Here is a 26,718-nt window from a genome sequence, read left to right as displayed (position 1 = left end):
CTCAGGGTATTGTTTTCGGTTAGTGTTGTGCTGCTGGAGCTAACAATACGAGAGGAACGTTTTCACAGATAGCGGAAAGAATTTGCCAACTTGTTAAATAATTTTTGCGTCTGCCAGCAGAGCGCCCGCAGCGGTAAGCTGCGGACAAGTGGGTTAAAGAGGCTGTTCTGATTCCGTTTCAACAAGTGGCGAGGTCTGATTGCGTCCGTTACGTTTCGAGTGATAGAGCCGCTTATCGGCCGCAGAAATTAATGCGTTAACCGTTTCGACACGGTTCGTTTCCGGCCGGGTTTTACTGGCTATGCCAATACTGACGGTGATACCAACGGTATTCCCCTGCAGCAAGAATTTACGCATGATGATGGCGTGGCGAATCTGCTCGGCGATCTGAAACAGCGCGGCCCGTTCGTGATTAAAAAATACCACCACAAACTCTTCACCACCGAAGCGGCATAGCATCCCCTGATCACCGATCACTGAACGCATCCGGCTCGCGATCTCCTCCAGCACCGCATCACCGGAATCGTGGCCAAAACTGTCGTTAATCGCTTTAAAATAATCGATATCTACCAGCATCACGCCCGCGCTATGCAAGTTGCCTGGCGCGCTATCATCCATCTGGCGCAGCTGTTCATACATACCGGATCGCGAGAGCAGCCGGGTGAGAAAATCGTAATTGGCGCGCAGTGCCAGCTGCTTATTAAGCTGCAAAATGGCATCCATACTGACCGCCACAATCAGCGGACTAATAGCAACTGTCGCAATGCCGAGCCGGGCAGAAACCAGATAACTCATTGCCAGCAACTCATCATTGCCCTGAATGTTCATGACTCCGTTCACCACCAGCACAATCTCGGTGACGCCGGTTATCAGCGTAATCAGACTGGTGACGGTGATGGGATAAACAATTGCGCACCAGATCAGCGCCGGCAGCGGGAATGTCAGGCTGCCGGCACCGTCAATCAACGCGGCAGCAATGATTGACACCATCACCGCCACTGCCGGTAACAGTTTTTTTAGGCGATATGACGATAAATGCAGGCTAAATCGCGCAGGCAAGGTCAACAGAAAAGGTAATAACAGCACGCCCGTAGAGAACTGCTCACTGACCCAGTCACTCCAGACCGGCAAAAAGTTTTCGCCGATTGTCGCCCCTTCGGCCAGTGTTCCCCACGTAGCACTCAGCAGGGATCCCAGCAAGCAAGCGGGAAAAATCTGTAATGCTTTGCCCGGACGACGTAAACCGACAACCGGCATACTGTGTTTAATCAACAGGCTGGCAACAATGAAAATAAAAATAATATTGGCAAAGTTGATAGTAAATGACTGGGATGCCCAACCAGAAAATACCAAATCGTTTAATACCATTGCCAGATAGCTAATCAGATAGATTCCGCTGCGATGCAGGAAGGGGAAGCGGACGATCATTCCCGCCAGCAGTGCATTAACCGGCCAGAACAGTGACAGCTCCTGCGGCATACGCAAGTGCCCGCCGATAAAACAGAACAGCGCGGTCACGACAAAGACAGTTAAGGCATTGGCTTTATTATTATTTTCACCAAGCAGATTGATTCGCATATACCCTGATACCCATAATATTTCCCCTGCTTAGCCTCAATGTTGTCTGAGGTTATGACCGGTGTGCTAAATGAAAGTGACGTTTACCCAACTAAACAAAGATAAGCAAAATATTATTCTGATTATTATGGATTGGTAAGATTATTCCTGGTTGCAGTGCTCAGGATGTTATCACAGGCAAAACGGCAACAGTTATAACAAAGCGGGTGCCATCAGGACGATGGCACCCGCTTTGAGCCGAGGAGGAAGGGGTCAGATTATTTAACCGCAACCGGCCACTGACTTAGCTTAATCCCACGGTCGTCAGCATTTTCGCTAAAGTCTTTCAGTACCGCTTTAACATCAGGATCGATATATTCCGCATTATCATGATCGACGATTACGACACTATTTTCTGGGATCTCGGCCAGCAAATTTTGCAAACGCGGATTATGCATAAATGTCAGGTTCTGCTGGAAGCGCAACACGTAATGATCGTCATAGCGGGTAAGCTGCAACGCGTTGCGATGGCTTTTATATACGCTGTAGAGAATCTGCGTGGCAATACCGAGACCGATACCGGCCAGCATACCAAAGACGATTATTCCGACAATGGTGACAATAAACGGCACAAACTGCTGCGCCCCCATGCGAAACTGTTCGATAAACAGCCGTGGTGTTGCCAGTTTATAACCGGTATACAACAACACCGCCGCAAGACTTGCCAGCGGAATTGCATTCAGTAACTGACCGAAGTACAACCCACAGACCACCAGCAGCACCCCGTGCAGCAGAATCGAGAGCTTGCTCTGCGCCCCGGCATTGACGTTGACTGAACTGCGCACAATCACTGCGGTTATCGGTAAGCCACCGAGGAAACCCGCCAACATATTACCGACACCTTGCGCGCGCATCTCTTTATCCGGCGATGGCGGCGGGTTTTGCGGCCGCAATTTTTTCAGCGCTTCCTGGCTGAGCAGCGTTTCCAGGCTGGCGACCAGCGCCAGAGTTACCGCAACCACATACACCGAAGGATTTCGCCATGCCTGCCAGTCCGGTCGTTCCAGTTCGCGGGTCAGCGCGGCAGGACTGTCAAACTCGGGCAGTGTAATGCGCGGCAGGCTGCTGATAAATTCCGGATGAATGCGATCGCCAAACACCGTCGCCAGACAACCAAACAACACCGCAATCAGCGGGCCAGGTACCCAGTTAAGGCCTTTTATCCGCGTGACCAACGGCGTGGTCCACAACCACAGAATCAACAATCCGATGGCGGCTACCGCAATGGCTGATGAGGAGAAACTAAAATCACCGCTAAACAGCGCCGACAGACTGCTCTCTTCTGCCGCTCCCAACGCCACCGGAATCTGCTGCATAATCAGTAAAATACCGATAGCAGCCAGCATTCCCTTGATCACGCTGCCCGGCACCAGAGTGATAAAACGCCCGGCGCGAAGCACGCCAAACAGAAATTGCAGGACGCCGGCAAGCACCAGCGCCAGCAGGAAAGCGGAGAAAGAGCCAAGTGTCGCAATGGCGGCGACCACAATGGTTACCAGCCCGGCCGCCGGCCCGCTGACCGCAAAACGCGACGGGCTGAGTGAAGTAACAATCAATCCACCGATAACACCGGTTAACAACCCGACAAATGGCGGTAAACCACTGGCTTGCGCGATGCCCAGACATAACGGCAACGCCACCAGAAACACAACGAGACCGGCAGGAATATCCTGACGAAGCGTTCTCAGATTCATGGTGAGGGTTCCTCTGTAGATTGCTGAATTAACTCTTTAAGATGCCCCGACTGCAAATCGTACACGCAGCCGAAAACATCCAGCTCGACGCCCTGTTGCCAGGCTTTTTTCACCGGTTCGGTGACCACCAGCCGGGCAAACTGCGCAATAACATTGGCTTCAACCAGTCGGTTTTGCCGTGCACTCTCCTCGTCTTTATCGGCGTGAAATGCCGTTAAACCGGATGACAGCGACGCCCGCAGTTGCGTAATTCGCCGCGCCAGCGGGGAATTTTCATCCGCCAGCGGGCTGTCGGGCAATGCCACCGCCGCCTGCACGCCGCCGCAGCCATAATGACCGCACAGCACAATGCGCGAGACGTTGAGATATTCCAGCGCGTATTGCAGCACGCTCATAAAGTTGTCATCGTTTTCGATCACCATATTGGCAATATTACGATGTACAAATAGCTCTCCGGGATGTGCGCCAGTCAGTACCTCAGCGGGTACGCGGCTATCAGAGCATCCTATCCATAACGAGTGCGGTTTCTGCTGATGCAGATACTTATCGAAATACTTCGGATTACGCTGGCGCCGTTGTAATGCCCAACTGCGATTCTTAGCTAACAGGGGTTTAAGTGTCGTCAAAATAATAGTCTCTCTATGGCTACAATCAGGCTTATACCTGGGCGACAGATAAATTGCGCAATCTCACTTTCGAAATAACACATGCACTCACGGCAGACTTACCGTTAATGAAATAATTTCTAACACTGAACAGATTAATAGAGTATTAGGAAAACTCTCATAAAGACAAATAAAAATTCAATTGTAATTTTATTTAAATTTAATGTATTTTTTAAGTAAATTAGCAGGATAGCACTTGTAATCATCGGCCTGATAAGCACCCAGTCAAAACAGTGTAATTTCAATTGGTTATTATCAAAGTTGCATCTCAACTACCCTAATAAATATATCAACAGTATTGATACGGGTATATTAATAAAGACAACAGTCTCAATAATGCACTACAATCCCATATATTATTTATCAACTGCCTGCCACAGTGAATTATTCTGCACATATCAGAAAATCAATTAAATTATTATGGGCAATTGAACAATACAGAGAGTGATATTTAGTAAAACACTTAATTATGCCATTAATTAGATTGATTCCCTTGCCGCCCCGTTCGACAAATCCCGTCTCCCGCCAGCCAACCGCGAAAAATCATCTTTGTTTATCAACTATTGCTCAGGAAAAGCTTTATAAATGGTGCTGTTAAGGCGTAATTTATCGTGAACAGACATACTGTCATTCATGATAACAAGGATCGCATCATGCCAGATTCTGCCACAGCAAATTCCCGCTCTTCCTCATTGCTGGCCGGCCTTGGCTGGCTGGAACATGCTTTCCTGCCCGCCGGTGCAGCGCCGCCGGATAACAGCGCATTTGCGCATCAACGCCATAGCGCGGCGGTGGTACTGGATGAACAAGCGGTTCCGGCCAAAAGCTGTGATGCAGATGGCGTGATTGGTGTCACCACGCGTCCGGTGGCGATTTATACCGCTGATTGCCTGCCGGTGCTGGTTGCCGATGATCGGATGCATCACGTTGCGGCGGTGCATGCAGGGCTGAAAGGTGCACTGGCTGGCGTGCTGTTCAGCGCCATTGACCGCCTGTTGGCGCTAGGTGCCCGCACTGACAGCCTGCATTTCGCAATAGGACCGGCGATTGGACCGTGCTGTTACGAACTGGGTCATGAGGTGCTGGATGAGATGCAAAATAATGCACTGCTGAGACAAACACCGACGTGGCAACAGCAACAACCGCGCAATTCACGGGCGTTACGGCCACAAGCGGAGGCACACACTCAGGGCATCTGGTTTGATCTGCCGGGCTTAGCCAGACAGATGCTGCACCAGCGCGGTATCCCGGCCGCACAGATAGAGATACTGGAGGTCTGCACCTATTGTATGGCCGAGCCACATGCCAGTTATCGTCGTAACACCCACTTCCGTGACGGCTATGCTGCACGCTATTCATGGATTCAACGCTGCAACTGAGCCACTGGTGACGGGTAAACGCCGTTTTCCCCGTCCCTTCCCCCTCCTTATTTCACCTTGCAACTCTGCTCGCTAAATAAACAAAACTCATACCTCTATAACGATTTTATGGCAGACAAAGCCGTAACAGCACCCTAACGTGGTAACAACGATGAAAATCGTTAACCATATAAACAATTGTTTTAAAAATAAAAAATTATAAAATCGCATTACGTGTTGGTGTTAACAGTCTGGACTGCCAGTTATGCAACGTAGAAAAAATTTTAACCCGATCACGTATTAATAAAAAAAATTGAGAGCGTACCCTATGAGCAACCACGATATTGTCGACGTAAAGGAGTGGATCGATTCCCGCCCGATATCCGGCTACCAATGGCTGATATTAGCCCTTTGCTTCATCATCATTATGTTTGATGGCTATGATGCGGCAGTCATGGGCTTTATCGCCCCGGCGCTGATTGAGGACTGGGGCATGTCCCGTGCCGAAATGGGCCCAATTCTGGGGTGCGCGATGTTTGGCGTCGCGCTCGGCGCACTGATAGCGGGCCCCTGGTCGGATCGTTTTGGTCGCAAGCGCGTCCTGCTGCTGTCGATCCTCTGTTTCGCCAGCTTTAGTCTGCTTAGCGCCTTCGCCCGCTCACCAATGGAGATGGCGTTTTTGCGCTTCCTCACCGGATTAGGACTGGGGGCCGTCATGCCGAACTGTGTGACGCTGGTCTCTGAATATATGCCGGAGCGCCGCCGCAGCCTGATGATCACCCTGATGTACAGCGGCTTTAATATCGGTTCAGGCCTGGGCGGATTTATTGCCGCCGGACTGCTGCCGACCTTTGGCTGGAAAGCGGTGCTCTGCTTTGGCGGTATTATTCCGCTACTGATGTTGCCACTGCTGCTGTGGATTCTGCCGGAATCGGCGATGTATATGGTGGTGCGCAATATCTCGCGCGACAAGATTGCCGCCGCGCTGACGCGTATCGGGGGTCAGTTTAAGGCTAATACCGCTTTTGTCCTTAATGCGCCAGTCATCCCGAAACAAGCGCCGGTACTGCAACTGTTCAGTCGCGGCTACGCCAGAGGCACCGTGGTGCTGTGGACGACCTATTTTATGGGTTTATTTGTTATCTATCTACTGAATGGCTGGTTACCGACCATTATGCGCACCGGCGGCGTCTCGCTGGAACGGGCGGCTATCGTCGCTGGCCTGTTCCAGCTGGGCGGCACCGTCGGTGGTCTGTTAGTCGGTAGTCTGATGGATCGTCTGCAGGCGAAATATGTGATTGGCAGCTTCTATTTTCTCGGCTGCTGTAGCCTGCTGTCACAAGGCATTTTTGGTTTCGGCCCGGAAGTGCTGGCGCTGTTAGTGTTCTTTAGCGGTGTCTGTATTAACGGGGCGCAAACCGGTTTGCAGGCGTTCTCGCCGGCTTACTACCCAACAGAAATGCGCGCCACCGGAGTCTGCTGGATGCACGGCATCGGTCGCAGCGGCGCGATTCTTAGTTCCTCGCTTGGCGGTGTATTGCTTGGCGTTTTCCCGGGAGAGACAAGCATCTTTATCATTTTGTCACTCCCGGCTTTACTGGCAGCGATCGTGATCACCCGTCATAAAAAAGCGCGCACTCAGCAGCAGGTGAAAGGGATCGATCTTAACGATCTTCCTGCGCTGTCGCGCACCATGAATAATCGATAAGTGAAGTAAGAGGTCAACAATGGCAAAAATCATCGGCGGTCTGGCGGTTTCTCATACCCCCACAATCGGCTTTGCAGTCGATCATAACAAGCAGCAAGAGAGCGCATGGGCGCCTATTTTCGACGGCTTCGCGCCGATGCAGCGCTGGCTGGAAGAGAAAAAACCAGACGTGCTGCTGTATGTGTTTAACGATCATGTCACGTCGTTTTTCTTTGATCACTACTCAGCGTTTGTGCTGGGGATTGACGATCAGTATGCCGTTGCCGATGAAGGCGGCGGTCCACGCGATTTACCGCCAATTAAAGGCCATGCGGCACTGTCCCATCATATAGGTGCCAGCCTGATGGCGGACGAATTTGATATGTCGTTCTTCCAGGACAAGCCGCTGGATCACGGCCTGTTTTCTCCCTTATCAGCGCTGATGCCGTGTCAGGATGGCTGGCCAACGACCGTAGTGCCGTTACAGGTTGGCGTATTGCAGTTCCCGATCCCCAGCGCACGCCGCTGTTTTAAACTCGGCCAGGCACTGCGTCGTGCGGTAGAAAGTTTTCCGGAAGATCTCAAGGTAGCGGTGATTGCTACCGGCGGCGTTTCGCATCAGGTACACGGCGAGCGCTGTGGCTTTAACAACCCGGAATGGGATGCGCAATTTATCGATATGCTGGTCAATGACCCGGAGCGTCTGACCGAGATGACGCTGGCAGAATACGCCACCCTTGGCGGGCTGGAAGGCGCAGAGATCATTATGTGGTTAGTGATGCGCGGCGCGCTTTCGGCGAATGTTGAAAAGCTGCATGAAGCTTACTATCTGCCATCGATGACCGGCATCGCCACGCTGATTCTGGAAAACCAGGCGCGTGAAGCCCCGGTCGATGTCCACCAGCGCCAGCGCGATAAAATCAATGCCCAGCTTGATGGCGTGGAAAAATTACCTGGTACCTATCCGTTTACCCATGCACGTAGCCTTAAAGCCATCCGCATTAACCGTTTTCTGCACCGGATGATCCAGCCGGCATGGCGTGAGCGGTTCCGCAACGAACCGAAAGCGTTGTATGCTGAAGCCGGGCTGACCGCCGAAGAACAACAGTTGCTGGACAACCTCGACTGGCGCGGCATGATTCATTATGGCGTCAGCTTCTTCTTACTGGAGAAACTGGGCGCGGTGGTTGGCGTGTCCAATCTACATATCTATTCGGCGATGCGCGGCGTCTCGCTGGAAGAGTTCCAGAAAACACGTAATCAGCAGGTACTTTATTCAGTGGCAGGGAAATCAGCCTGATGTCTATTTCATTACAACCCATTATCGACTGCCATCATCATGTTTTCGATCCGGCGAATTTTCCCTACGCGACGGAGAGCGGATACCATCCGGACGGGCATGAACTGGCCACGCCAGCTTATTACCAGGCGGTAATGGAAGCCTATAACATTCAGCATTCACTGATCGTCGGCCCGACATCGGCGTACAACACTGACAACCGCTGCCTGCTGGCAACGCTGAAACAGGGAAGTGGCAAATTTAAAGGGATTGCGGTTACCCCATTCGATATCGACAGTGACCGACTGGCGACATTGAAAGCCCAGGGTGTAGTCGGTATCGCCATGAATGTGGCGATGCTTGGCGTTGAGCCGTTTTTGCAACTTGACGGACTGATGGCGCGACTGGCCGAGCTGGATATGTATGCTCAGGTTCAGGTGCAGGACGATCAGCTGCTGGCATTAATGCCGCTGCTGCAACGCAGCCATGCACGCTTGTTAATCGACCATTCCGGGCGGCCTGATGTCACTGCTGGCGTACAGCAACCGGCTTTCCAGGCGTTACTGTCGCTGGCAGACAATGGCCGCAGTGCGGTGAAACTTTCCGGACTGGCGAAGTTTTCCCGCGAGGCATGGCCTTATCGCGATGGTCACCCTTACCTGCACGCGCTGTTAAACGCGTTTGGCGCAGAAAACTGCATGTGGGGTTCTGACTGGCCGTTCCTGCGCGCCAGTGAGCGAATGGATATGGGCACGCAACTGCTGCTGCTGGAGACGTTATTCCCCGATGAGCAAACGCGCCGTCAGATTTTATGGCATACGCCGCAGCGCCTGTTTGGCTTTGGACTCTGAGGAGAAAAGATGAAAACTATTTATGTCCTGAACGGACCGAATCTTAATTTACTGGGCACCCGCGAGCCGGAGACCTACGGCTCAGATACGCTGGCAACCATCGAGGAGCTGTGCCGCACGACCGCCGCGCAGCTGGATGTGGCGATTGAATTTCGCCAGACTAATCATGAAGGCGAGATGATCGACTGGATTCAGCAGTCACGTCTTGATGGTCATGCGCTGGTGATTAATCCCGCCGCCTGGACCCATACCTCGGTCGCCATCCGCGATGCGGTTACTGCCGTCGCGCTGCCGCTGTATGAAGTGCATATCACCAATGTGCATAAACGCGAACCGTTCCGCCATCACTCATTTTTGTCCGATGTGGCGAAAGGGGTGATTTGTGGTTACGGCATTCGCGGTTATCAGTATGCGTTGATGGAAGCGGCGCGATAATCTCAGGGATTCAACAGCTTACGTTGGGGAGGCGTTCTCGCCGCCCGTGCCGAAGGTTTGCACCCTGAATGCCATCAAAACGGGAGCCGAAAACGGCTCCCCTACATTATTTCATTAATATCAGTTACTTGTAGGTGAGGTGTTTAATTTACGCCCGCCACCTCACGTAAACAACCGATCAACGCTTCGGCCGCCGGAGAGTGCAGGCATCCGGCGCGAAAAGTCAGCCCTATCGCCCTGCCGGTATCCGGCAGTGTCACCGATAACGCCACCAGCTGACCGGAAGCTATCTCATACTCCAGCTGATGCGCCGACACCGCCGCCAGCATATCGGAGTTCAACAGCAAGCCGCGTAACAACGCCAGATCGCCGGTTTCCACCACCGGATCCGGCGCCGGGATGCCCATCGCCAGAAAACAGTTATCCAGCAGACGACGTCCCGGTGTTGCCGAGCGCGGCAATACCCAGCGCGCACTGCGTAAATCCTGATTTTCCACTTTGCGCTGCGCCAGCGGATGATCGTGACGCGCGAGGATCACCATATCCTCAGCAAACAGCGTTTCGCTGGTAGCATCCGCCGCATAGTCACTGCCGCGCAGTGCACCAAAAATAAAATCGATATCACCCGCGCGCATCTCGCTGGCCAGTGCACCAAAGGCACTTTCATTGGTCACGACTTTAACGCCAGGGTAGCGCGACGTCAGCGCAATAATCGCCTGCGGCAGCAGTCGGGTACGCCCGAGCGGCAGTGCGCCGACCCGCACCGTGCCTTCCAGCACGCCACGACGCGCGGCAATATCCGCCGGAATATGACGTAATTCATTCAGCGCACGCCGAATATTGGCTTCAATCTCCTGCCCGGCCAGCGACGGCATCATGCCGTGCGGTGTACGCTCCAGCAGCGCCATTCCTGCGCCATGCTCCAGCACTTTCAGCGCCGCACTGACCGCAGGCTGGCTCAGTCCCAGTAGCGTGGCCACCGTCTGCATATGGTGCGTCTGGCACAGCATGACAAAGATTTGCAGGCGACGAACGTTAAACAGATACAGCGGTTCGGTATCCAGCCGACTGGAACTGCTTTTCCCCATCAGTTTCGCCAGCAATGTCGGGATTTGATGCAGTTCCGCAATCGCACGATGGGCACGCGGCAATACGCATTTGCCGAAGTCGGTCAGCAACATGCCACCAGCATGCCGCTCAAAAAGCGGCACGGCTAAAGTGAGCTCCAGATCACGAATTGAACGCGTAATTGCCGACTGAGTACGAAATAATTCATCGGCCGCACGCGACACACTCCCCTGCGCGACAACCTGACTGAACGCCCTGATTTGCATCAGGTTTACCAGTTCATGGGTAGTGTTTTCCTGCATATTTATCGCTCCTGAATCCTGTCCTGCCGAACGGGGAATATAAATAAAACGCATACCTGCTGCAATCAAATGAATTATCCCCTTGCCAGCCAGAGTGACAGCATGGAAAAAAAACAGCGAAGGAATCCGATTATGACTGAGCACACTACAAAAAAAACCGCACTGGTTGTCAGCGCCCACTCAGCTGACTTCGTCTGGCGGGCAGGCGGCGCGATTGCGTTACATAGCACTCTGGGCTATGACGTACATGTTGTCTGCCTCTCTTTCGGCGAACGCGGCGAGTCAGCAAAGCTGTGGCGCAAAGGCAGCAGCATGACCGAAGAGCAGGTAAAAGCCTCGCGTCGTGAGGAAGCCCATGCCGCTGCCGATATCCTCGGTGCCAGCATTGAATTTTTCGACCTCGGCGACTATCCGCTACGCGCCGATAAACAGACCCTGTTCCGCCTTGCCGATGTCTATCGCCGCGTACAGCCACACTTTGTGCTGACCCACTCGCTACAGGATCCCTACAACTACGATCACCCAATGGCGACCAATCTGGCGCAGGAAGCACGCATTATCGCGCAGGCCGAAGGTTATCGTCCGGGTGAACCGATTATTGGTGCGCCACCGGTTTACTGCTTTGAGCCGCATCAGCCGGAACAGTGCAACTGGAAGCCAGATGTGCTGCTGGATATCACCGACGTGTGGGACAAAAAATATCAGGCGATTCAGTGCATGGCCGGTCAGGAACATCTGTGGGAATACTACACCCGCGTGGCGCAGCAGCGCGGCGTGCAGGCCAAGCGCAATGTCGGCATCACCAGCACCCGCAATATTGTTTTCGCCGAAGGTTATCAGAGCATCTTCCCACGCGTAACGGGAGATCTGGCATGAGCATGATCGGCAAAAAAGGCGTCGTGGTACGCAATATCAAGCGTGCCGCAGAGCAGGATGTCGATGCGCTGGCGGAATTCGGCGTGGCAACGGTGCATGAAGCTCAGGGTCGCCACGGGCTGCTGGATGCGGCCATTCGTCCGATTCAGCGCGATTGCGCTATCGCCGGTAGCGCAGTGACGGTACTGGTGGCACCAGGCGATAACTGGATGTTTCATGTCGCGGTTGAACAGTGCCAGCCGGGCGATATCCTGGTGGTCGCACCCACTTCCCCGTGTATTGACGGTTTCTTTGGCGACCTGCTGGCGACGTCATTGCAGTCGCGTGGCGTGCGCGGCTTAGTCGGCGATCTCGGCATTCGTGACAGCCGTACCCTGCGTGAAATGGGCTTTGCCGTCTGGTCACGTGCGGTCTACGCGCAGGGCACGGTTAAAGAGACCATCGGCTCAGTCAACGTGCCGCTGGTATGCGCCGGTCAGTTGGTCTGGCCCGGCGATGTGGTGGTGGCTGACGATGACGGCGTGGTGATTGTAGCGCGTGAGAAAGCCAGTCAGGTGGTGGCTGCCAGCCGTCAACGTGCCGATGCGGAAGAGAGCAAACGCGCCCGGATGGCGCGCGGTGAACTGGGGCTGGATATCTACAATATGCGTCCACGACTGGCCGAAAAAGGGTTGCGCTATCTCGACAGCCTTGAACAGCTGGAGGATTGATATGCGCCAGCGCCGAATTCCCTGCCTGTTGATGCGCGGCGGCACCTCGAAAGCCGCCTGCTTTGTTGCCAGCGATCTGCCGGACGATCCGGCGCTTCGCGATCGGGTGCTGCTGGCGGTAATGGGATCGCCCGATCCACGCCAGATCGACGGTATTGGCGGTGCCGATCCGCTGACCAGCAAAGTGGCGATCGTGCAGGCGTCAGAGCGTGAAGATGCGGATGTCGATTACCTGTTCGCTCAGGTCAATGTCGATCAGGCGCGGGTCGATTATGGCCAGAACTGCGGCAATGTGCTGGCTGCAGTCGGCCCTTTTGCCATCGAGCGCGGGCTGGTTGCCGCCCGGCGAGGCAGCACGTCGGTGCGCATCTTTATGCAGAACACCGGGCAGATCGCCGAAGCGCAGATCCCGACGCCTGATGGCGAGATCGCTTATGACGGTGATTTACAGATCGACGGCGTTCCCGGCAGCGCGGCACAGATCGTACTGAATTTTCAGGACATTGCCGGATCGAGCTGCGGCGCGCTGCTGCCGACTGGTCACCCGCAGGATCGTTTTGATGGGGTTGCCGTGACCTGTATCGATAATGGTATGCCGGTAGTGTTACTGCGCGCGGCGGATGTTGGCCGCACCGGCTTTGAGAGCCGTGAACAGCTGGATAACGACAGCGAACTGAAACAGCGGCTGGAATCTATCCGCTTGCAGGCCGGGCCGAAGATGAATCTGGGCGATGTCAGCCAGCGCACGGTGCCGAAAATGACGCTGGTCGCCGAGCCGCGTGACGGTGGCGCGATCACCAGCCGCACTTTTATTCCCCATCGTTGCCACGCCTCAATTGGCGTGCTGGGCGCAGTCAGCGTCGCCAGCGCCTGCCTGATTGCCGGCAGCATCACGCAAGGACTGGCACGCACCGCTTCTGGTCAGCAACAGCGTCTTAGCGTTGAACACCCCAGCGGTGAATTCAGCGTGTTACTGACGCTGGATAAACAAAAGCAGATTGTCGGCTGCGGATTGTTGCGCAGCGCACGCGCACTATTTGACGGAAATGTGCAGATACCGGGCGACATCTGGCCGGTATCTGCCGCGAAATCAGGAGAAAAAGGATGACTAACATTGCTATTGTCGGCTTCGGCGAAGCGGGCAGCATTCTGGCGCAGGAACTGGCGTCAGCACATCGCGTTACCGTCTGGGACAGCAAACTATTAACGGACTCCCGTCAGGCGCTGCACGATAAAGCGCAGCAGACTGGCGTGCGCGCCGCCACGTCACTGGCTGATGCCCTGACCGATGCATCACTGGTGTTTTCTGCCGTTACCGCCGCCAATGCACTGACGCTGGCGCAGCAAGCCGCCCCACTGCTGCAATCCCGGCAAACCTTTCTCGACCTCAATTCCGTCGCGCCCAATACCAAACGGGCGGCGGCAGAAATCATTGAAAGCGTTGGCGCTCACTATATTGATGTTGCAGTAATGGCGCCGGTGCCGCCAAAACGGCTGTCAACACCGCTGCTGCTCGGCGGAGCGACTGCCGAACGCTGTACTGAACAACTGAATGCGCTGGGATTTAATGCGCGCTTTCGCAGCACCGAGGTCGGTGAGGCTTCCGCCATCAAAATGTGCCGCAGCGTGATGATTAAAGGGCTGGAGGCGCTGACCACCGAATGTCTGAGCGCAGCACGTCAGTATGGCGTGGAACAGGCGGTGCTGGATTCGCTGCACGCCAGTTTCCCTTCACTCGGCTGGGATGACGCTTTCCCACACTATCTGATCAGTCGGGTAGCCGAGCACGGTAAACGCCGCGCCGAAGAGATGCAGGAAGTGGTGAAAACCCTGAATGACGTCGATGTCCCTGCCGCCATGAGCCAGGCGACCGTGGCGACACAGCAGGGGCTGGTGGATGCACTGGCACAGCGCGATATGCAGTATGCCGAGCTTACGCCATTCGTCTGGCAACAGACTCTGGATAAGATTTATGCAAAGCCATGATAAGCATGAATAAAGGTATGAGTTTTATTTATATCACATTGTTAACATTTTGATAACGTCGTAGCGTAACGCGCATAAATAGATAGCGGGCTAATTAAAAGTTAGCCCTCACTACAGATCAAGATTTTATTGTTACTGGAAAACAACACCATGAAATTACCCGTCACTCTTGCCGCTGCGCTGCTGGCGCTAAGCGCTGGCTCTGCCAGTGCCGCTCAACTCAATAATACTCAGGCTAATCAGGTGATTGCCAGCGTCAAAAACAGCCTTAGCACGCAGAAAAGCGTTGGCTGCGTCGCGGTAGTGGATGCCAGCGGCACGCTGATGGCATTTCAGCGGTTTGACGGCGCGCCGCTCGGCTGTGTGGATGCTTCAATTGGCAAAGCCCGTACCTCTGCGCTTTACCGCGCGCCCTCGCTGAAATTTATGCAACGTTTGCAAAATGGCGAAACCACCGTCCTGGCAATACCGCACGCGGTCGCGCTCGGTGGCGGTTTCCCGTTAACCCTCAATGGTGAAGTGGTCGGCGCCGTCGGCGTCAGTACACCAAAACAGGAACTGGATAATCAGTCGTCAGAAGCTGCGGCTCAGTCACTGAAATAATAACACCACTCACAAACAGGAAGTTCCATGGTTACCCTTACACGCCGCCGGTTATTAACCGGGACGGCGGGCCTTTTGGTGGCTGGCGTTCTGCATAATCTGCTGCCGCTCAGCTCAGCTTTTGCTGCGCCACCGCTGGCCTCTGCCGTCAATATGCCCAAACATTTTCTTACCCTCTCCACGCAACTGACCGGTATTGAGCAGCCCGATGCCCTGCTGTCACAGCGTTTATACAGCTGGTTGTATCAGCAATTTCCACAGCTGGATCAGCAGATTGACCAGCTGGCCGCGCTGCTTAATCAGCAGCAAGACAGTAATGGCGCGGCACTGCTGTCGCTACTCGCCAGCCAGCCTGAGCCGCTGCGCGAACTGTATCAGGCGCTGGTCTCCGGCTGGTATCTCGGCGTCGTCGGTCAGAGCAAACCCGAATGTATCGCCTTTGAAAATATCGTCAGCTACGCCCTGCTGCGTGATTCGCTGACGCCGCCAAGTTATGCCCCTGGCGAACCCAATTTCTGGACACAACCGCCACATAAGGAGACAGGAAAAAATGTCTGAAGCTTTACATGCTGATGTGGTAGTGATTGGTGCCGGTATTGCCGGTTCGCTGGCCGCGCTGAAAATGGCAAAAGCCGGAGCGTCAGTGCTGATGCTGGAGTCCGGGCCGGAAATCAAACGCGATGAGGCGGTGGAGTATTTCCGCAACTCACCGTTTAAAGGCGACTTTACTGAACCCTACCCGCCCGAGCCGTGGGCACCCCAGCCAAAATTTGTGCCGAAAGATAATAACTATCTGATCCAGAAAGGCCCGGATGCCTATCGCGCCCAGTATCTGCGCGGTATTGGCGGCACCACCTGGCACTGGGCCGGTCAGGCTTTCCGCCTGCTACCCAACGATATGAAGATTCGCTCACTGTACGGCATTGGCCGCGACTGGCCGATCTCCTACGCCGAGCTGGAACCGTATTACTGCGATGCGGAGTACCAGATGGGCGTCTCGGGTGATGACGATTTGCAGTCACCGCGCTCACGCCCGTATCCGATTCCGGGCATTCCGCTGCCGTATGGTTTTGAACGGATTAAGCAGCGTGTGGCCGGTCTTGGCTACGACGTTGGCATTGGTCCGCAGGCGCGTAACAGTATTCCTTATGACGGTCGTCCGGCCTGCTGCGGCAACAATAACTGTATGCCGGTATGCCCGATTGATGCGCAATATCACGGCGGTATTTCCGCGCGTAAGGCACTGGATGCCGGCGTCAAAATTGTCGCCAATGCGGTGGTGTATCGCATTGAAGCCGACGATCGCGGCACCATTCAGGCGGTGCACTATCTCGACCGCAACAAAGTCAGCCACCGTGTGACCGGCAAGCAATTTGTACTGACCGCTAACGGCATTGAAAGTCCGAAAATCTTGCTGCTCTCCACCAGCGATCGCTTCCCGAACGGGATTGCCAACAGCTCCGGTATGGTCGGTCGCAACCTGATGGATCATCCGGGTTCTTCCGTCGAGTTTTACGCCGATGAACCGGTGTGGTTTGGCCGTGGGCCGATGCGTCCGGGCAGTATTAACAACCTGCGCGACGGAGACTTCCGTGGTGAGCGTTCGGCGCTGCGTATCGACCTCGCCAACACTTCGCCGGTGCGTTATCTCACCGAACGCCTGATTCGCCAGGGTTATTACGGCAAGGCGCTTAACGAAAAACTGGCTTATCAGTCAGAGCGTTACGTACTGCTGAAATGCCTGCTGGAGATGCTGCCAGAACCGGAAAACCGCGTGACACTCAGCAAAACGGAGAAAGATGCCTGGGGCATTCCGAAACTGGAAGTCTGGTACAAATTCCCGGAATACGTGCATCGTGGTTATGACCAGTCAATGCTCGATTTCCAGCGCATCGTTAAACAGATGGGCGGCAGCGAAGCGGTTTACAGCCAGCGCGGCGTGTATGACAACAACCAGCATATTACCGGCACCATGATTATGGGCAGCGATCCACGCGACTCGGTGGTCGACGGCAACTGTCGTACTCATGACCACGAGAATCTGTTTATCGCCGGCACCGGCATTATGCCATCCGCTTCCACCGTGAACTCGACGCTGACCGGCACCGCTCTGGCGCTGCGGATGGCCGACAGCGTGCTGAAAAGCTTGTAAGGGAGAACAGCATGAAACGACTGTTAAACACGGTAGTGATGGCGCTGGCACTGACGCAAAGTGCCGCTGCGCTGGCCGACCAGGCGATTGCCAACGCCGATCAGATTAAGCGCGGTGAATACCTTGCGCGCGCGGCCGACTGTACCGCCTGTCATACTTCGACCAATGGCCCGCTGTTTGGCGGCGGATTTGCCGTCAGCACGCCGTTTGGTCAGATCTTTGGCACCAATATCTCTTCGGATAAGCAGTACGGTATTGGTAACTGGAGTGATGACGAGTTTGTCGCCGCGGTGCGCGATGGCGTCGGTAAAGACGGGCAGCAACTTTATCCGGCGATGCCTTACGACTCATTTACCAAAATGAAACGCGACGATGTGCTGGCGATTAAAGCGTACTTAATGTCGCTGCCGGGCGTTCATGAAGCCTCACCGAAAACCGATCTGCCGTTCCCGTTTAATCAGCGCTGGGGCATGCATTTCTGGAAGTTGTTCAACTTTAATGAAGGCGAGCTGCAAGCCGATCCGGCGCAAAGCGCGCAGTGGAATAATGGCCGCTATCTGGTTGAAGCCCTTGAGCACTGCGGCACCTGTCACACGCCACGCAACCTGACGATGGGGATGGACAATGATAAGCCGCTGGCCGGTGGCGATCTTGGCGGCTGGATCGCATTCAATATCACCCCGGATCGCGATGCCGGTATCGGCAGCTGGTCAGAACAGGAGCTGGTCGATTACCTGAAAACCGGGAATGTGGCCGGACGTGCCAGCGCTTCCGGCCCGATGGCCGAAGCGATTGAACACAGCCTGCAATATCTGCCGGACAGCGATCTGCATGATATCGCCACCTATCTGCGCACGGTGAAACCGATGGCGGATAAGCAGCAGACTCAGCCGCGTGAAGCCTGGGGCAAACCGACGCAGGATGCGGTGTTACTTCGTGGCGCAACTGCGCAGCAGCGGGCTGACAATGCCGGAGCGGTGTTGTTTGTCGGTAACTGCGCCAGCTGTCACGGCGCTGACGGAGGCGGTAAAGGTGAGGGTTTCCATGCTTATCCGTCACTGTTCAACCACACCAGTACCGGTGCCGCCGACAGTCGTAATGTGCAGTCGGTGATACTGAATGGCGTGCGCCGTCATATGACGCAGGGTGAAATTCTGATGCCCGCGTTTGCCGCTGAGCTGAGTGACCAACAGGTTGCCGATCTGACTAACTACGTCAGCAAGCAGTTTGGTAATCCCGCCGCCGCAACGGTTACCGCGAAAGAGGTGTCGAAGCTGCGCAGCGATGCGCAACTACCGTCACCTGCCCGTTTCGCACAGGGCGATCAGCCTTAATCTTGACAAACAGCCGGGCGGGGAACAATCCGCCCGGACAATCCATTAATGAATGATCGTATTCAAAATCAGTACGCCAGCTAAACCCAGGATCGAGATCAGCGTTTCCATCACCGTCCAGGTCTTCAGCGTTTCCACCACCGTCAGATTAAAGTAACCCTTAAACAGCCAGAAACCCGGATCGTTAACGTGTGACGCAATAACGCTACCGGAACCGACCGCCAGCACCATCAGTGCCGGGTCTGCATGGGTGACGGCAATAATTGGCGTGACAATACCGGCAGTGGTAATCGCGGCAACCGTCGCCGAACCGAGGGCAATGCGCAGCATGGCCGCGACCGTCCAGCACATCAGCAGTGGCGACAACGAAGAGTCTCTCATCATATCAGCGATATAGTCGCCCACACCGCTGTCCACCAGCACCTGTTTAAAGGCGCCGCCACCGGCGATAATAAACACAATCATGGCGATGGCAGCAATCGAGTCGCCGCACATGTCCATCACCTCTTCCATCTTACGGCCATTGCGTAAGCCAAGGGTAAACACCGCAATCACCACCGCGATAAACAGCGCCACCGCCGGATTACCAATAAACTCAAAGAACTGGCGCACCGGGTTCTCTTTCGGCATGGTCAGCTCAAATACCGCCGCCACCGCCATCAGAATCACCGGGATCACTGCGGCAAAAATACTGGTCCAGAAGCCCGGCATTTCATGATCTTCAAAGATTTTTGGATTAAACAGCCCTTCCGGTGGCGTTCTTTCAAAACTCTTCAGGAATGTCGAGAAGATCGGCCCGGCAACGATCACTGTGGGAATGGTAATCATCATGCCGTACAGCAGCGTCGTGCCGAGGTTCGCCCCAAAGATGGTGGCGATCGCCGTTGGCCCCGGATGCGGCGGCAGGAAACAGTGCGTAACCGACAGCGCGGCCACCATCGGCACGCCAACATACAGCAGCGGCATCTGTGCCGCCGCCACCACGGTAAACACCAGCGGCAGCAACAGCACAAAGCCCACTTCATAGAACATCGCCAGCCCGACAATCAGACCGGTAATCATCAGCGCCCACTGCAGGCGCTGTTTACCAAAAGCGGCGATCAGCGTGGTAGCAACGCGCTGGGCGGCACCAGTATCGGATACCAGTCTGCCCAGCATGGCGCCGAAACCAAGGATCAACGCCAGACTGCCCAGCGTGCCGCCAATGCCTTTCTGGATTGACGCCACCGCTTCCAGCGGCGTCATACCTTCGGCGATCGCCACCACCGCCGCCACAAAAACCAGTGCAATAAAGCCGTTTACCTTAAAAACAATCATCAACACCAAAAGCAGAATCACGCCTGCCGCTATTATGGTTATCGGCATAGAAAGTTTCCTTCAAGGGGTACAGGTCACTACAGGTTTAGTTGTTTAAACCGCAACCCGCATACCACCATCAACGAAAAGCAGGTGGCCGTTCACAAAATCAGAGGCTTTAGTGGATAAAAACACCGCAGCACCAATTAGCTCTTCCGGATTGCCCCAGCGCGCCGCCGGAGTACGTTTGGTCAGCCAGCCGGTAAAAGCTTCGTCATCTGCCAGCGCCTGGGTCATTTCGGTTTTAAAGTAGCCGGGCGCAATGCCGTTAACCTGGATATTATGACGCGCCAGCTCGACGCACATGCCGCGCGTTAACATGGTTACAGCACCTTTTGAGGCGGCATACGGCGTAATAGTGTCGCGACCCAGTTCGCTCTGCATCGAGCCAATATTGATAATTTTGCCGCGCTGACGGCTGACCATCTTGCGTGCCACCGCCTGTGAAACAAGGAACACCGCCGTCTGGTTAACTGCAATCACTTCGTTCCAGTCCTGCTCCGGGAACTCAAGAAACGGGCGTCGGCGCTGAATTCCGGCGTTATTAACCAGCACATCAATCGCGCCAATCTGGCTTTCGATCTGTTCAATCGCCGCATTCACCGCCGCCGACTGCGTGACATCGAACGCCATCGCGTGGGCTTTATGTCCCAGCTCGGTCAGCTGAGCAGCGGCATGCTGCGCGCCAGCCTCGGTGGTGGCGTTAATAATCACTTCTGCGCCCGCTTCCGCCAGCCCTTTTGCCAGTAAAAAACCAATGCCACGACCAGAGCCGGTAATCAGTACGCGTTTGTTATGCAAAGAAAAAAGAATGCTCATCATATTCCCCAATCAGAAAGTCAGCTGAACTTTTGCCGCTTGTTGTTTATCACCGGCAAACTGTAATGCGGCATCGATCTCTTCCCAGCGATATTCGCCACTGAACAGCGGCAGCGGATCGACGGTGCCAGTGGCTAACCACTCAACGGCGGTAGTAAATTCGTGGGTAAAGCGGAACGAACCCACCAGTTTTATCTCTTTAGCGATCAAGGTCATAATCGGGAAATTTGGCACTGCGCCGCCCATACCAACCTGTACCAGCGTGCCTTTGGCACGGGTGACGTCGAGACAGCGTTGAATTGAGGAAGGGTGTCCGGACGCTTCAAACGACACATCGAAATAGCCTTTTTCTGCCAGGTAAGCGGTAAAATCACCGCTGGCGGCATCCATCACCCGCGTCGCCCCCATCTTTTCCGCCATTTTCAGCGAACGCTCACTGACATCAGCACAGACGATTTCGCTCGCGCCTTTAGCTTTGGCCGCAGCGGCAATCAGGCAACCAATTGGGCCAACGCCGGAGATAAACACCTTCTTGCCACTCAGTTCGCCCGCCTGACTGGCAGCATGAATACAGACCGCCAGCGGTTCGGCGAACACCATGACCGTTTCATCAGCGTCAGCGGGAAAAGGCACGCACTGGGCAGTGTCGACCACTTTGTATTGAGTAAAGCCGCCGTCGACATGCGGAAAATACATCGCGCTGCCGAAGAAGCGCATGCTGACGCACTGGTTCTCTTCCTCGTTCAGGCAATATTTACAACTGCCACAGGGCTTTGACGGGTTGATCGCCACTTTTTGCTGCTCTTTCAATGCCGGATCGTCACTTTTCACCACCACGCCAATCACTTCATGGCCGAGAATCATTGGCATTTTGATTTCGTAGCTGCCGACTTTTCCATGCTGATAGTAATGAAGGTCGGAACCGCAAATACCGCCACGGGTAATGCGTACCAGCGTACCTTCGCCCTGATAACTGACTTGCTGGCTGATAACTTCAACCTGCTGTTTGCCGTTTATCACGCAGGACTGCGTTGTTGTATTCATCGTTACCTCTGGAAATCACTCTTTGAGGCACATCAGATAGTTTTCGACCCGACAAAACTGTGAAGCAGATCACTTTAAACGCTGTTACGAAATTGATGTTACGCATAACGTGAACCAGGTTTGGCTTTGCGCGACCTAAAGCGCGATGCAGATCCCCATAAAAAGTGCGCGTTTCTTTGAAGCACCTCACACCCTGATGCGCGACAGTTGCGCTTTTCAGCCGTCAGAAGCTACATTCAACTCATCCGACCACATAACATTCTGGCAACATTCCTGGTGGACACCCGTATGCAATCAGCGCCTTCGCTTTTCTCACCCCTCGATCTCGGTTTTACCCAGCTAAAAAACCGCGTACTGATGGGTTCCATGCACACCGGGCTGGAAGAACATCCTGACGGTGCCGCGCGGCTGGCGGCGTTTTACGCGGAACGCGCACGGGCTGGCGTGGCGCTGATTGTCACCGGTGGTATTGCGCCTTCGCCTGAAGGCGTGGTGGTGGCTGGCGGATCGGTGCTGAATGACGAGCAGCAACTGGCGCATCATCGTCCGGTCACTGAGGCGGTCCATCAGGCTGGTGGCAAAATTGCCTTACAGATCCTGCATGCCGGGCGCTACAGCTATCAACCCGCGTTGGTGGCTCCTTCCCCGTTACAGGCCCCGATCAACCCGTTTAAGCCGCAGATGCTAAGTCATCAGGAGATCCTGCGCATCATCGCTGATTTTGCGCGCTGCGCCCGCTTAGCGCAGCAGGCCGGTTATGATGGCGTCGAGATTATGGGTTCGGAAGGTTATCTGATTAACCAGTTTCTGGTCGCCCGCACTAACCAGCGCGACGACCCCTGGGGCGGCGATTTCGAGCGCAGGATGCGCTTTGCCCTTGAGATTTTGCGTGCGGTCCGTGCCGCAGTGGGTGACGAATTTATTATTATCTGGCGTTTGTCGATGCTCGACCTGGTGGAGGATGGCAATACTCTTGATCAGACCATTCAGCTGGCAAAAGCCATCGAGCAAGCGGGTGCCACGCTGATTAATACCGGCATTGGCTGGCATGAAGCCCGGGTGCCGACCATTGCCACCTCGGTGCCGCGTGCCGCCTTTGGCTGGGTTACCCAAACACTGAAACAGCATGTCACTTTGCCGCTAATTACCACTAACCGCATCAATCATCCTGATGTGGCGCAAACCCTGCTGGATGAGGGCTGCGCAGATATGATTTCCATGGCGCGCCCGTTTCTGGCCGACGCGGAATTTGTGCTGAAAGCGCAGCAGAACCGTGCGGATGAGATCAACACCTGTATCGGTTGCAATCAGGCCTGTCTCGATCAGATTTTTGCCGGAAAAGTCACTTCTTGCCTGGTGAATCCGCGCGCCTGCCATGAAACGCTGATGACGATGACGGCGGCTGAGCGGCCGAAAAAGCTGGCAGTAGTGGGCGCAGGCCCGGCCGGACTGGCGTTTGCCGTGAATGCCGCCGCACGCGGCCATCAGGTCACGCTATTTGATGCCGCCAGTGATATCGGCGGACAATTTAATATTGCACGCCAGATCCCCGGCAAAGAAGAGTTCAATGAAACGCTGCGCTACTATCGGCGGCAACTGGCGCTGAACGGCGTCACGCTGCGGCTAAATCAGTGGGCAGACAGCAGCGAGCTGGCGGCGTTTGACGAAGTGATTCTCGCCACCGGCATTGTGCCGCGCACGCCAGCGATTGAGGGAATCGATCATCCCAGCGTACTGAGTTACCTTGGGGTGATTCGCGATAAAAAACCGGTGGGAAAACGCGTGGCGATTATCGGCGCGGGCGGCATTGGTTTTGATACTGCTGAATACCTCTGCAACAGCGGTCATCCTGTCAGCCTTGATCCAGAGGCTTTCTGCCGCCAGTGGGGCATTGATCGTTCGCTGCAACATCCGGGTGGGCTGAAGCCTGAAGGCGGGCAGCTACCCGCCAGTCCGCGCGAGATTTATCTGTTGCAACGTAAAGCGGGCAAACCCGGCGCAACGCTGGGGAAAACCACCGGCTGGATTCACCGCGCCAGCCTGCAAGCGCATGGCGTCAAAATGTGGGGCGACGTGCAGTATCAGCGCATCGACGATAACGGATTACATATTCTGCGCGACGGTCAGCCGCAAATCCTGGCGGTGGATAATGTAGTGATTTGTGCCGGACAAGAGTCCAGACGCGAGCTGGCCGCACCGTTAAGCGCAATGGGGATTCAGATACATATTATTGGTGGTGCCGATGTGGCAATGGAACTGGATGCGCGGCGGGCGATTGCACAGGGAACGCGATTAGCGTTAGAAATGTAGGGGCGGCATTTTCGCCGCCCTTTCAATAATTTAACGCAATTTCACCGAGCGCAAAATCACAAATTTCTGATTGGATGCCACGGTGGTGCAGTTACCAAACAGCTTCTTCATCTTCTGGTAATAACCGAGATGACGGTTGCCAACGATACGCAACTCACCGCCGTATTGCAGGCAGCGACGCGCATCATTCAGCATCTGCCAGGCGATATGATCGTGAATCGCACTTTGCTGATGGAATGGCGGGTTGCAGAGTACCGCATGCAGGCGATCGGACGGGAAACCGCTCAGCGAGTTATTCACCGCGAAGTGGCTGCGGCTGAGATCGTCCGGCCGGTTAGTCTCCACATTCAGGCGACTTGAGGCCACCGCCATCGACGACTCGTCAACAAAATGCACGTCTGCCTGTGGATTTTGCTCCAGCGCCAGCAGACCAATTACCCCGTTGCCACAGCCAAGATCGACAATCTCACCTTCGATATTTTCCGGCAGATACTCCATAAAGAAGCGTGCGCCAATATCCAGGCCGTTGCGCGAAAACACATTGGCGTGGTTATGAATCTGATACGACGTGCCATCCAGCGGCCAGACGTTAATAACCTCACTCTCTTTCAGCACTGGATTGCTGAAGGTGCTGTAAACCAGCCGCGCTTTTTTCCACGCCAGTGAGGTTTTACTGTTACCCAGCACACGTTCAAACAGTTGCAGCGTCGAATTATGAATATCTTTCGCTTTGGCACCGGCAATAATCAGCGTGTCTGGCGTGACCACCTGGCGCAGTGCGCGCAGCTGATGCTCAAGCAGAGCCAGCGTTTTCGGGATTTTAATCAGTACGCAGGAAGGCGCAGTAGGCAGTGCCGACAGGCTATCAACAAAAGTGACGTTATCTTCATCCAGCCCGTTGTGACGTAAATTATTACGCGTCGCCAGCTGACTCATCAGCGAGTCACCCACGCTGTAAACCTGATGCTCGCTCAAAGCGCAGGCCAGCGCGCCGAAGCTGTCGTTAAAGATCAGGATTGGGCCGCTACCGTCTGTCGGTAAGGGCTGCTGCAGCAAATATTCATCTGCGGCATCCCAGGCCTGCAGCGGACTCTCGTCATCCATTTGCGGGAAGCGATGCAGCGTCAGCGTGCGGTTGCTCAGTTCGAGTTGGCTCATTGGATCTCCGGCATGATAATATTTGCGCATTCAAACCCCTGAAGGGGGGCGCAGTATATACCCACAAGGGATCACTTTCTATTGATCCAGGAGTCCTGATGTCATCGTTAATCTATTTACAGGGATACCCTGAATCACTACTCAGCCAGGTGCGCAGCCTGATTGAACAGCAACGTTTAGCGGAAGTATTGCAGAAACGCTATCCGGACAGCCACAATATTACCAGCGACAAAGCGCTATATGAGTACGCGCTGGATCTGAAAAACAGTTATCTGCGCAACGCCGCACCGCTGAATAAAGTGGCCTATGACAGTAAAATCAAAGTGATGAAACATGCGCTGGGTTTGCATACGGCGGTTTCCCGCGTGCAGGGCGGCAAACTGAAAGCCAAAGCGGAAATCCGCGTGGCGACCATCTTTAAAAGTGCGCCCGAAGCCTTTCTGCGGATGATCGTGGTGCACGAGCTGGCACATATTAAAGAGAAAGATCACAGCAAAGCCTTTTACCAGCTCTGCTGCCATATGGAACCGAACTACCATCAGTACGAGTTTGATACCCGCTTATGGCTGACCGAGCAAGCGCTGCGCGGTAACGCGGCCTAATCGGGGATGTGGGCGCAGATTAGCTGCGCCCGCTTAAATAAAGTCCTTCGCTTTCTGAATCAGACTGGTTTTTGTCAGCGCACCGAGAAATTTTCTTTCCAGTGGATTATTCAGCACCGGCAGGCGTTCCAGCGTAACCTGTGCAAAGGCTTCCCAGCCTTCGCGGATAGTCTGATTGGCACAGATAAACGGAAAATCGCCGTCCGTCACCACGCTGACCGGCGAATCAAGGGTGATTTCGCCATCCAGTATCTTGCGCGAGATATCGTGAATCGACACCACACCGAGAAACTGACCGTACTGATTCACAATATAAACAAAGCGCTCACGCTTCAGCGAGCTGACCGCCAGCGCTTTCCTCACCGACTCTTCCGGCAACAGTGCGGCACCGGGAACGATAAACTGCGAGATAATGCTGTTATCAAAGTCGAACCAGGCATCAGAACGACTGAAATGCTGGCTGACCACCGGATAGGTACTGGTGGATTGCAGACGATAAACCGTCATTGAGGCCAGCACTGAGGCGATCATCAGCGGAAACAGCAGGCTGCTGTTTAGCGTCATCTCCAGCACCATAATAATGGCCATCAGCGGCGCCTGGCTGACGGACGCCAGCACCGCCGCCATCCCAATCGCTGCGTACAGCAGCACATTGCCTGCCGGTAGCCCTGCGGCACTGGCGACGGTGGCGATGGCGACGCCCAGTAATGCGCCAATCAGTAATGATGGCGTAAACAGCCCGCCGACCGCGCTGGAGCCGACCGACAGCGCAGTGGCCACCATTTTCAGCACCAGCAATACCAGCAGCGCCT

At 54.7% G+C, this 26,718-nt stretch carries 24 protein-coding genes; 15 read left to right on the top strand and 9 right to left on the bottom strand.

The window, feature by feature from the left end; all coding sequences use genetic code 11:
• Positions 1-153 precede the first annotated feature (153 nt).
• The 3 genes from NG42_RS21000 to NG42_RS20990 form a co-directional block, all read right to left on the bottom strand.
• The gene (locus tag NG42_RS21000) at positions 154-1,578 is read right to left on the bottom strand and encodes a GGDEF domain-containing protein (RefSeq protein ID WP_052902870.1); all 1,425 of its coding nucleotides are present in this window, start codon (positions 1,576-1,578) and stop codon (positions 154-156) included.
• A 257-nt stretch (positions 1,579-1,835) separates the two neighbouring features.
• Positions 1,836-3,311 carry a SulP family inorganic anion transporter gene (locus tag NG42_RS20995; protein WP_052902868.1) on the bottom strand — a complete coding sequence of 492 codons (1,476 nt, stop codon included), beginning with the start codon at positions 3,309-3,311 and terminating at the stop codon, positions 1,836-1,838.
• A complete protein-coding gene (locus NG42_RS20990; protein ID WP_072133276.1) occupies positions 3,308-3,943 on the bottom strand; it encodes a carbonic anhydrase in 636 nt (211 codons plus the stop codon). The genes NG42_RS20995 and NG42_RS20990 overlap by 4 nt, the downstream gene beginning before the upstream one ends.
• Before the next feature lie 686 nt (positions 3,944-4,629).
• Here NG42_RS20990 and NG42_RS20985 point away from each other — a divergent pair.
• From NG42_RS20985 to aroQ, 5 genes are all read left to right on the top strand, one after another.
• Positions 4,630-5,355: a purine nucleoside phosphorylase YfiH/LACC1 family protein gene (locus NG42_RS20985; protein WP_052902863.1), complete on the top strand. Its 726-nt coding sequence runs from the start codon at positions 4,630-4,632 to the stop codon at positions 5,353-5,355.
• Positions 5,356-5,662: 307 nt separating this feature from the next.
• Positions 5,663-7,042, top strand: coding sequence for an MFS transporter (locus tag NG42_RS20980; protein WP_052902861.1), 1,380 nt, complete (start codon positions 5,663-5,665; stop codon positions 7,040-7,042).
• 19 nt (positions 7,043-7,061) lie between these two features.
• The gene (locus NG42_RS20975; protein WP_052902859.1) at positions 7,062-8,321 is read left to right on the top strand and encodes a gallate dioxygenase; all 1,260 of its coding nucleotides are present in this window, start codon (positions 7,062-7,064) and stop codon (positions 8,319-8,321) included.
• Between the two features lie 5 nt (positions 8,322-8,326).
• Entirely contained in the window at positions 8,327-9,151 is an 825-nt protein-coding gene (locus NG42_RS20970; protein ID WP_156322215.1) for an amidohydrolase family protein, read from the top strand.
• 9 nt (positions 9,152-9,160) lie between these two features.
• Positions 9,161-9,586 (top strand): type II 3-dehydroquinate dehydratase, encoded by a 426-nt coding sequence (gene aroQ, locus NG42_RS20965; RefSeq protein ID WP_052902855.1) that lies wholly within the window; start codon positions 9,161-9,163, stop codon positions 9,584-9,586.
• Positions 9,587-9,729: 143 nt separating this feature from the next.
• Here the strand turns inward: aroQ and NG42_RS20960 are convergent, their stop codons facing one another.
• Complete coding sequence (locus NG42_RS20960) at positions 9,730-10,956, bottom strand: LysR family transcriptional regulator (RefSeq protein ID WP_052902853.1); 1,227 nt, start codon at positions 10,954-10,956, stop codon at positions 9,730-9,732.
• Positions 10,957-11,088: 132 nt separating this feature from the next.
• On the opposite strand from NG42_RS20960, the gene galB reads away from it, so the two are divergent.
• From galB to NG42_RS20920, 8 genes are all read left to right on the top strand, one after another.
• Positions 11,089-11,832 carry a 4-oxalmesaconate hydratase gene (gene galB / locus NG42_RS20955; RefSeq protein WP_052902851.1) on the top strand — a complete coding sequence of 248 codons (744 nt, stop codon included), beginning with the start codon at positions 11,089-11,091 and terminating at the stop codon, positions 11,830-11,832.
• Positions 11,829-12,542, top strand: a complete 714-nt coding sequence (locus tag NG42_RS20950; protein WP_052902849.1) for a 4-carboxy-4-hydroxy-2-oxoadipate aldolase/oxaloacetate decarboxylase — start codon at positions 11,829-11,831, stop codon at positions 12,540-12,542. Before galB ends, NG42_RS20950 begins: the two co-directional genes overlap by 4 nt.
• Before the next feature lies 1 nt (position 12,543).
• Complete coding sequence (locus NG42_RS20945) at positions 12,544-13,650, top strand: 4-oxalomesaconate tautomerase (RefSeq protein WP_052902848.1); 1,107 nt, start codon at positions 12,544-12,546, stop codon at positions 13,648-13,650.
• On the top strand, positions 13,647-14,528 hold the full coding sequence (locus NG42_RS20940; protein ID WP_052902847.1) for an NAD(P)-dependent oxidoreductase: 882 nt from the start codon (positions 13,647-13,649) through the stop codon (positions 14,526-14,528). The genes NG42_RS20945 and NG42_RS20940 overlap by 4 nt, the downstream gene beginning before the upstream one ends.
• A gap of 150 nt (positions 14,529-14,678) precedes the next feature.
• The gene (locus NG42_RS20935) at positions 14,679-15,131 is read left to right on the top strand and encodes a GlcG/HbpS family heme-binding protein (protein ID WP_053115948.1); all 453 of its coding nucleotides are present in this window, start codon (positions 14,679-14,681) and stop codon (positions 15,129-15,131) included.
• A 27-nt stretch (positions 15,132-15,158) separates the two neighbouring features.
• Positions 15,159-15,689, top strand: a complete 531-nt coding sequence (locus NG42_RS20930) for a sugar dehydrogenase complex small subunit (protein WP_052902846.1) — start codon at positions 15,159-15,161, stop codon at positions 15,687-15,689.
• Positions 15,682-17,283: a GMC family oxidoreductase gene (locus NG42_RS20925; protein WP_052902845.1), complete on the top strand. Its 1,602-nt coding sequence runs from the start codon at positions 15,682-15,684 to the stop codon at positions 17,281-17,283. Before NG42_RS20930 ends, NG42_RS20925 begins: the two co-directional genes overlap by 8 nt.
• An 11-nt stretch (positions 17,284-17,294) precedes the next feature.
• Positions 17,295-18,617: a c-type cytochrome gene (locus tag NG42_RS20920; RefSeq protein ID WP_052902843.1), complete on the top strand. Its 1,323-nt coding sequence runs from the start codon at positions 17,295-17,297 to the stop codon at positions 18,615-18,617.
• A 45-nt stretch (positions 18,618-18,662) separates the two neighbouring features.
• On the opposite strand, the gene NG42_RS20915 is transcribed toward NG42_RS20920, so the two are convergent.
• Genes NG42_RS20915 through idnD form a run of 3 tightly spaced genes read right to left on the bottom strand, consistent with a single transcriptional unit; the run spans position 18,663 to position 21,836 of the window.
• Entirely contained in the window at positions 18,663-19,982 is a 1,320-nt protein-coding gene (locus NG42_RS20915; protein ID WP_052902842.1) for a gluconate:H+ symporter, read from the bottom strand.
• 45 nt (positions 19,983-20,027) lie between these two features.
• A complete protein-coding gene (gene idnO / locus NG42_RS20910) occupies positions 20,028-20,792 on the bottom strand; it encodes a gluconate 5-dehydrogenase (RefSeq protein WP_052902841.1) in 765 nt (254 codons plus the stop codon).
• A 12-nt stretch (positions 20,793-20,804) separates the two neighbouring features.
• The gene (gene idnD, locus NG42_RS20905; RefSeq protein ID WP_052902840.1) at positions 20,805-21,836 is read right to left on the bottom strand and encodes an L-idonate 5-dehydrogenase; all 1,032 of its coding nucleotides are present in this window, start codon (positions 21,834-21,836) and stop codon (positions 20,805-20,807) included.
• 288 nt (positions 21,837-22,124) lie between these two features.
• Between idnD and NG42_RS20900 the strand changes: the two genes are divergently transcribed.
• On the top strand, positions 22,125-24,146 hold the full coding sequence (locus tag NG42_RS20900; RefSeq protein WP_052902839.1) for an NADPH-dependent 2,4-dienoyl-CoA reductase: 2,022 nt from the start codon (positions 22,125-22,127) through the stop codon (positions 24,144-24,146).
• A gap of 30 nt (positions 24,147-24,176) precedes the next feature.
• On the opposite strand, the gene rlmG is transcribed toward NG42_RS20900, so the two are convergent.
• Entirely contained in the window at positions 24,177-25,304 is a 1,128-nt protein-coding gene (gene rlmG, locus NG42_RS20895; RefSeq protein ID WP_052902872.1) for a 23S rRNA (guanine(1835)-N(2))-methyltransferase RlmG, read from the bottom strand.
• A 98-nt stretch (positions 25,305-25,402) separates the two neighbouring features.
• Here rlmG and NG42_RS20890 point away from each other — a divergent pair, with 98 nt between their 5' ends.
• Positions 25,403-25,906, top strand: a complete 504-nt coding sequence (locus NG42_RS20890) for a M48 metallopeptidase family protein (RefSeq protein ID WP_052902837.1) — start codon at positions 25,403-25,405, stop codon at positions 25,904-25,906.
• A gap of 33 nt (positions 25,907-25,939) precedes the next feature.
• On the opposite strand, the gene NG42_RS20885 is transcribed toward NG42_RS20890, so the two are convergent.
• Positions 25,940-26,718, bottom strand: a 779-nt coding sequence (locus NG42_RS20885) for a chloride channel protein (protein ID WP_052902833.1), incomplete at its 5' end; no start/stop codon positions are given.

This window comes from Winslowiella iniecta (assembly GCF_001267535.1).
In the GTDB taxonomy this organism is placed as follows: Bacteria; Pseudomonadota; Gammaproteobacteria; order Enterobacterales; family Enterobacteriaceae; genus Erwinia; species Erwinia iniecta.
Note: the sequence above shows the minus strand (reverse complement) of the source record. Positions and strands in the feature narration are given on the sequence as shown.

Excerpts from the sequence above, each read along its gene's own strand:
- NG42_RS21000 (WP_052902870.1), bottom strand. The coding sequence starts at position 1,578 with ATGCGAATCAATCTGCTTGGTGAAAATAATAATAAAGCCAATGCCTTA.
- NG42_RS20995 (WP_052902868.1), bottom strand. The coding sequence starts at position 3,311 with ATGAATCTGAGAACGCTTCGTCAGGATATTCCTGCCGGTCTCGTTGTG.
- NG42_RS20985 (WP_052902863.1), top strand. The coding sequence starts at position 4,630 with ATGCCAGATTCTGCCACAGCAAATTCCCGCTCTTCCTCATTGCTGGCC.
- NG42_RS20980 (WP_052902861.1), top strand. The coding sequence starts at position 5,663 with ATGAGCAACCACGATATTGTCGACGTAAAGGAGTGGATCGATTCCCGC.
- NG42_RS20975 (WP_052902859.1), top strand. The coding sequence starts at position 7,062 with ATGGCAAAAATCATCGGCGGTCTGGCGGTTTCTCATACCCCCACAATC.
- aroQ (WP_052902855.1), top strand. The coding sequence starts at position 9,161 with ATGAAAACTATTTATGTCCTGAACGGACCGAATCTTAATTTACTGGGC.
- NG42_RS20960 (WP_052902853.1), bottom strand. The coding sequence starts at position 10,956 with ATGCAGGAAAACACTACCCATGAACTGGTAAACCTGATGCAAATCAGG.
- galB (WP_052902851.1), top strand. The coding sequence starts at position 11,089 with ATGACTGAGCACACTACAAAAAAAACCGCACTGGTTGTCAGCGCCCAC.
- NG42_RS20950 (WP_052902849.1), top strand. The coding sequence starts at position 11,829 with ATGAGCATGATCGGCAAAAAAGGCGTCGTGGTACGCAATATCAAGCGT.
- NG42_RS20945 (WP_052902848.1), top strand. The coding sequence starts at position 12,544 with ATGCGCCAGCGCCGAATTCCCTGCCTGTTGATGCGCGGCGGCACCTCG.
- NG42_RS20940 (WP_052902847.1), top strand. The coding sequence starts at position 13,647 with ATGACTAACATTGCTATTGTCGGCTTCGGCGAAGCGGGCAGCATTCTG.
- NG42_RS20935 (WP_053115948.1), top strand. The coding sequence starts at position 14,679 with ATGAAATTACCCGTCACTCTTGCCGCTGCGCTGCTGGCGCTAAGCGCT.
- NG42_RS20930 (WP_052902846.1), top strand. The coding sequence starts at position 15,159 with ATGGTTACCCTTACACGCCGCCGGTTATTAACCGGGACGGCGGGCCTT.
- NG42_RS20925 (WP_052902845.1), top strand. The coding sequence starts at position 15,682 with ATGTCTGAAGCTTTACATGCTGATGTGGTAGTGATTGGTGCCGGTATT.
- NG42_RS20920 (WP_052902843.1), top strand. The coding sequence starts at position 17,295 with ATGAAACGACTGTTAAACACGGTAGTGATGGCGCTGGCACTGACGCAA.
- NG42_RS20915 (WP_052902842.1), bottom strand. The coding sequence starts at position 19,982 with ATGCCGATAACCATAATAGCGGCAGGCGTGATTCTGCTTTTGGTGTTG.
- idnO (WP_052902841.1), bottom strand. The coding sequence starts at position 20,792 with ATGAGCATTCTTTTTTCTTTGCATAACAAACGCGTACTGATTACCGGC.
- idnD (WP_052902840.1), bottom strand. The coding sequence starts at position 21,836 with ATGAATACAACAACGCAGTCCTGCGTGATAAACGGCAAACAGCAGGTT.
- NG42_RS20900 (WP_052902839.1), top strand. The coding sequence starts at position 22,125 with ATGCAATCAGCGCCTTCGCTTTTCTCACCCCTCGATCTCGGTTTTACC.
- rlmG (WP_052902872.1), bottom strand. The coding sequence starts at position 25,304 with ATGAGCCAACTCGAACTGAGCAACCGCACGCTGACGCTGCATCGCTTC.
- NG42_RS20890 (WP_052902837.1), top strand. The coding sequence starts at position 25,403 with ATGTCATCGTTAATCTATTTACAGGGATACCCTGAATCACTACTCAGC.